The organism is Nitrosomonas sp. ANs5 (assembly GCF_050584665.1).
Classification (GTDB): Bacteria; Pseudomonadota; Gammaproteobacteria; order Burkholderiales; family Nitrosomonadaceae; genus Nitrosomonas.
In genome coordinates this window covers 1-6,361 of sequence record NZ_JBEUDO010000088.1, presented here as the reverse complement: position 1 = coordinate 6,361, position 6,361 = coordinate 1, and the positions used below count along the sequence as shown (strand labels likewise).

At 56.7% G+C, this 6,361-nt stretch carries 2 protein-coding genes; both read left to right on the top strand.

Going from position 1 to position 6,361, the window contains the following annotated elements:
- Positions 1-163: 163 nt before the first annotated feature.
- The gene (locus ABTW62_RS13285; protein WP_430905056.1) at positions 164-5,548 is read left to right on the top strand and encodes a hypothetical protein; all 5,385 of its coding nucleotides are present in this window, start codon (positions 164-166) and stop codon (positions 5,546-5,548) included.
- A 285-nt stretch (positions 5,549-5,833) separates the two neighbouring features.
- Positions 5,834-6,259, top strand: coding sequence for a hypothetical protein (locus ABTW62_RS13280; protein WP_430905055.1), 426 nt, complete (start codon positions 5,834-5,836; stop codon positions 6,257-6,259).
- The last annotated feature ends 102 nt before the right edge of the window (positions 6,260-6,361 follow it).

Genomic DNA, 6,361 nt, shown 5'->3' with positions numbered 1-6,361 from the left:
TCCGCTTAACACGGACGCGGGCGATAAAGCCGCCCGCGCCGGTTAGCTAGGACGTTGGGCAGGCAAATGAAACATAGTCATGACCATGCCGCGCAGATAGTGCCTGCAGTCACAAAATTGGCTCCTCGACTTATAACTAGTCCACGAATTTTACAGGCTAGCGATGCCACAATCACCTGAACTCGCCGGCGGCGAGGGTTTTACCTTTGAAGGGGACGCGGCTGCGTTCTACCTCACCGCATTGCTAGCCGAGGCTTTTTCACCCGGCATTGATGATCGAATTGTTGTCCGAGTGTCGGTTCAGCAGCGCGACTTCGGCGAACCGCTCGATGATGTAATCGTCGATTTTGGAGGGATAGCAAAGAACCCCGCTCGACTTAGCCTCCAGGTGAAACGTTCACTTACGATCAGCAAGGCAAAAACGAACAAAGACTTTCGCGACATCATCCGAGACAGTTGGGCCACACTCAAAAAGTCCGACTTCCGCATCAATGCTGATCGCTATGGGGCAGCGGTTGGCACGGTTACGCCTACCAAAGAAAGGGCGCTCAAGACCCTTTGCGATTGGGCCCGTGAAAGTCTGACAGCTGACCATTTCGACGCTCGCTTTGCGAAAGATGGCAGCGCTAGCGCCGACATCACAGCGGTCAAGAACGACGTCATTGCCCTACTGGAAGAGGCGAAGGGGACACCGTGCACGAGTGAAGAAGTGCATCAGTTCCTGGCGCACTTTGTGCTCATCCAGTTCGATTTCCTTCGAGAAGGAGCCACTGATCCGCCTGATGCCATTAATCGCATTCGAGATTGTCTCGTGCCCGATGACGCAGCCAAAGCCCCACTCGTCTGGTCGCGGGTCGTTCAGTTAGCCCGCGCATCAGCAGGGAAGTCAGGCCAGTTTGATCGCGCGCGGCTTGTGCGTTCGATCTCATCTGTCGCACGCCTTCGAGGCGCGACGTCCTTGTACCGAGATCTCGACAAGTTGAAGGAGCTCGCAAGGAGCTACGAGAACCTTATTCCGGACGATGTTGGCGGAATAAAGCTCGACCGAACCTCGCTCCTTGAGAGGCTGGACGCCAAGCTTACCGCAGCCCGTGTCGTCCAGGTCCGAGGCCTGCCAGGAAGTGGCAAATCAGTCTTGGTGAGGCGAGCGGTACAACGCGCGCTAGAACGCGGACCGGTCCTCTTCCTCAAAGCCGAACAGCTCGAAGGCACCAGTTGGATCAGCTACGCGGCCTCGCAGAGACTCTCTGGTGCTCCCCTGGAGCAACTTCTCGTGGAGATCGGAGCCGCCGGCACTCCCATTTTGTTTATCGATGCAATTGATCGCATTGAGAAGGAGCACCAGCCCATAATCCTCGACGTAATCCGTGTCATCGCGGAGTCGCCGCTGCTCGATAATTGGCGCGTCGTTGTCTCCCTGCGCGACACAGGGATTGAAGTGCTTCGCAATTGGTTAGGCCACTTCCTTGATGTCCTGAAGGTCGAGACGCTTGACGTTGGTCAGCTGAGCGACGAAGAGGCTGAGACGCTTGCAAAAGCCAAACCACACCTGAGGCCACTTCTGTTTGGATCAGCGCAGGCGCAAGAGATCGTCCGACGCCCCTTTTTCGCGAAGGTGCTGAACCAGAGTTATGTGGCTGACACCAGCGTCCCGACATTCGCTCCCCGATCTGAAGTCGATTTGATCGAGAATTGGTGGCGGCGGGGTGGCTACAACGAGACCGGCCAAAGCGCGATTGAGCGTCAGCGCGCATTGCTCGACTTGGCACGTATTCGTGCCCGCCAGCTAAGCCAGCCGATTCGCATTAGTCAGCTAACCTCGGCCGCACACATTGATGATCTAAGATCGGATGGCATACTTCAGAACGCTCGTGAAGGGATCTCCGTCCGCTTCGCTCACGATATTTTCTTCGAATGGGCCTTCTTCTATGTCCTGGCTGATCGCGGGCCCCAATGGATCGAAGAGATCAAGACCTGCGGCGAGCCGCCAGCGGTCGCACGAGTCGTCGAACTTGTTTCTCAATGGGAGTACGCACAGGGAGAAGACTGGCCAACGTACCTCGCCCAAACCGAGGGTTCGGACCTTAGATCACAATGGCTGAGAGCGTGGCTGATCGGTCCCCTCGGAACTGCGAGGTTCGAAGCTGATGAGGGCCAGTTCGCGACGGCCGTCTTTGCCGACGACTTCCGGCTTTTCAGGAAGGCACTCGTCTGGTTTCAGGCTGAGAAGACCTCTCCGAATGCGAGTATCCTGGCTGGCACGCTCCCACAGGAGCAACGCCAACGGTTCGCTGATCTTCTCGGCTGGCCTTCCGACTTCGCCGCGTGGCGTCGCCTCATCGGCTTTATTCTCCGGCGCGTTTCAGATATTCCGCAGAGGCTCTATCCGGAGGTAGTCGCAATCTTCGAGGTCTGGCAGAACGCCCTAGCCGAACTTCGCAACCCGACGTCTCGCGCTCTTTTACAACAATGCGCTATCTGGCTCGCCGCCATCGACGCGATCAGTACCGCTGATGGGCCTGACGAAAACTCTGAGTACTGGGCGCGGGTGCCCGACTTGGGCGCTTTCCGAAAATCTCTTGGCCAACTTCTCTTAAGATCGTCGAGAGCCGAGCCGACCCTTGCGGCCGACTATTTGCAGCGGGTCGTCGCTTTAGAACGCATCCGTGATGATGCGTTTCATGACATCATTGCCTACTCACCTGTACTCGCCCAATCGCTGCCTCAGTCGATCGTTGAGCTTTCACTGGTTTTCTTGCGCGAAGAGCTTCCTGACGAGCAAGTTGCCCGTGAAAAGCAGGAGCTTCGGGCCGCATCCGAGCGGCGCAAGGCCATTCTGGCAAAGCCTGAAGCCGAGCGCACGCGTAAACAGCAAATGGCGCTTTCCTTCGGTGTTTCTTTGCGAACGGTCGGCGATTTCAGTTACCACGACTGGGAAAGGCTTTCGATCCACGACGACTACCCAAGCTTCTCGCCCCCTTCGCCGCTTAGAGAGCCCTTTCACTCACTTTTCCAATCATCACCCGACGAGGCCCTGCGTCTCTTTCGGGAACTGTGCAATCACGCGATGACCGCGTGGCGACAGCTGCATCGTTATTCACGAGACCGTGATGGCACCCCCATACCGCTCGAACTGACATTTCCTTGGGGTACCCAAAAGTTCTGGGGCACCGACCGGGAGTATCTTTGGTTTCGGTCGACGTGGGCGCCCAATGCCATCGGCTGCGGGTTTATGGCGCTTGAGGAGTGGTGCTTCGCCGAGCTTGAGCGTAACAGGTCCGTCGACGAGTTGATCCAGCGAATCGTCGAGGGGAACGAGTGTATCGCTATCCTAGGCGTCGCGTCGATGCTTGCGCTCCATACTGAGACGGTGTCCGAAGGGACGTTGCCGCTCTTCACCTCACAGCGCCTGTTGGCGGCAGACCATAACCGAATGGCGCAAGATTTCTCGTCAACTGCGAACCTGATCGGCTTCACGCAACGCACCGACATGCCGCACGTAGAGGCGATCCAAGCAGCAAATGCCCGGCCGGTTCGCAAGACACAGCTTAGCTGGATGGTGCCCAGGTTCATCTTTGAGCCTGCACCGATCAGTGATCAAGCCCGTGAAGCAATACTTAATTTCAAGATCGATCTGCCATTTCAGTACGAAGAGCACCGCGACATTCCTGAGGCACGGGAGGACCTCACAAAGCAGGCCCTCGAATATGCCGAGTTGGCGGACACAGAAAACTATCAGGCCTACCGCACGGAAGAGGGTTCGGATCAAATAGCGATTGTCCACGTTAGCCCTTCCGCTGCTGAGCCTGAAAATGTCGCCAGGGCCGAAGAGGCTACTAAGTACCTCAGGCTGACCGGCCTTTGGACGTGGGCATCCAAATCATTCGAAGAGAAGACGTTGAACGACACCTATACGATAGAGGATGCCATTGTGTTGTCCAAGGAAGCGGACGCCAGAGACTTATTCGAACACCCGGGCAGCGAGAATGAAGAAGAACAGTTGGGAATGCGTCGGGGTGCAGTCGCCGCCACGGCGGCCATAGTGCTTAACTTCCGAGAAGGCTGTACACACGAAGACCTTGAGTGGGCTCGTGGTGTCCTGGGACGCGCGATCCGTCTGCCAGAAAAGTTCGATCTGATGTGGTCCCCCAGTTCCGTCGTCCCATGGCACCAGGGGATCTATGTGGCCCGAGGCCTCGCAGCGGATCTCCGCGAAGGTACAGCGGCACGCGGTGCGACTCGCGACCTCCTCGGGCTGATTGCACACCCACTGGAAGTCGTTTCGTTGGCCGCGCTCGAAGAAGCCTGCAAGCTTTGGCCTAAGGACTCCAAATTGACTTGGGCCGCGCTGATCTTGGCATTTTCACTCTGCCACGTTCCTTCTCGGCCGCGGGACCAGCCCCGTCAACACGGTGAAGCAATCCATACATCGAATGAAGCACAAGCAGCTGTCAACGCGGCGCTTGCGTTCTATGAGTATGGAAGAGGATGGGCGCCTCTCCCGTTACCGCCTCCAGCCTGGGTGAAGGTCGAACCCGGGAAGGGTCGGCGTGGGCATCAAAGATATGAAGATTACGACTTGGATGATGCAACCGACGCTGCTGAGGTATGGGGTGAACCGGATGTCTTCTGGCACTCAAAGCAGGCTGCAGAAGTCCTTCAGCGCATCCCCTTCGACGAGGTTATAAACAGCAGTGCAAAGAGCGTGCTTCTCGACTTCCTTGCCAGTGTTCTCGACTGGACCAACCAGAAAAATGCGCCACCGTGGGTGAAGCCTGGACACCGTGATCGGTCAGCGACCCAGATCTTTGAGTGGACGCATACGCTCGGATCAAGGTTGGGTCACGTGGCTGGCCTTATCCCGCTTGCTGACTTTCAGGCCCGCTTCCTTGACCCGATTTTGGGTCTCGAAGGCGACAATTGCTGGGCTCTCCTCTCTCCACTCGCGAGCACCTACGTCTGCGCTTACCTGTACGATGCGCTGGTCGTTCCAGCCGACGCGGTCGCGACGCTTGACCTCTGTCTCGGGCGGCTTCTCCAGGCCCCCGCCTTCATGCGCGACACCTACCGAAGCGGAGAATTCTCAGGCTTCGATCAACCCAAGCTTGTTCGCACGTTGATGTTTGTCTCAGTCGAGCGCGCGGACTTGGCCGCTCGCTACGTGAATGGCGACTGGTCCGAAATCAGCCGCATTCTGCCATTGATTGATCGTTTCATTCGCGCTGGCGGATGGGCTGCTTCCGTGATGGACCCGTTCTTGACGCTCTGTGAGCGAGCTAGGGCCAACTATCCGGCCGAAGCCTTCGCGGACCAAGTGCTCGCAATTATCGGCGACGGACCCGACAATCTAAAGGGTTGGCATGGAACGTTCATTCCGGCGCGAATCGCAGAACTGGTTCAGCACTTTGCACATCGTGACGCACCAATGACACTGGCTATAGCTCAGAAATTCCTGCGGATCCTCGACATGCTGGTCGACATGGGCGACAGGCGAAGTGCGGCGCTTCAGCTTGGTGAGGCATTTCGCGAAGTTCGTTTGCCTTCCTAACCATAGAAGCTCGTGCCATTAGTGCGTATGCGGCTACCTTGACTCTGTACTAGACGTCTAAGGAGCAATAAATCGGGGGCTTCCCTGAGAAACCCTTGAGCTAATCGCGCCCAACAAGGCGGTGCACCGGACGCCCTGACGGGCGCCGGTGACCTTTGCCGTTATAAGTCAGGGAAAGCATTATGCGTATCATTATGACAATACTAATCGCTGCAATATTCTTTGCAGTGCACCTGTCCGCTTCAGCATGTGAACTTGCCGCAGAAGGACGCATCGTTATATGTGATGGCGCGTCCAGTTCGTGCTTATCAAGCAAAGATGGCCGTTTGGTTCAGTGCGGCGGTCAAGCTTCATACTGTCAATCCAGCCCTGATGGTAGCCATGTCGCCTGCGGTGGGAAAGCAAGCTATTGCCAGTCCAGTCCTGACGGAAGCCGGGTCGCTTGCGGTGGCGAGGCATCGTATTGTCAATCTAGTCCAAATGGCGATGGAGTCGCGTGTGGTGGAAAGGCATCGTATTGTCAGTCTAGCCCATCAGGGATCAACGCAGCGTGCGGCGGGGAAGCAAGCTATTGTCAGTCCAGCCCCAATGGTTTTGGTGTTGGCTGCGGTGGCAAGGCAAGCTATTGCCAATCCAGCCCAAGCGGTAAGTCTTCTGCTTGTGGTGGGGAGGCTAGTTATTGCCAATCAAGTCCTGATGGAAACCATATAGCGTGTGGTGGCAATACAACCGAATGTAAGTTGAGCCCCAGCAAAACACATTTCGCGTGTGGTGGCTGGTGGCTATATAACAAAGAACTTGTCCGCTGACTTA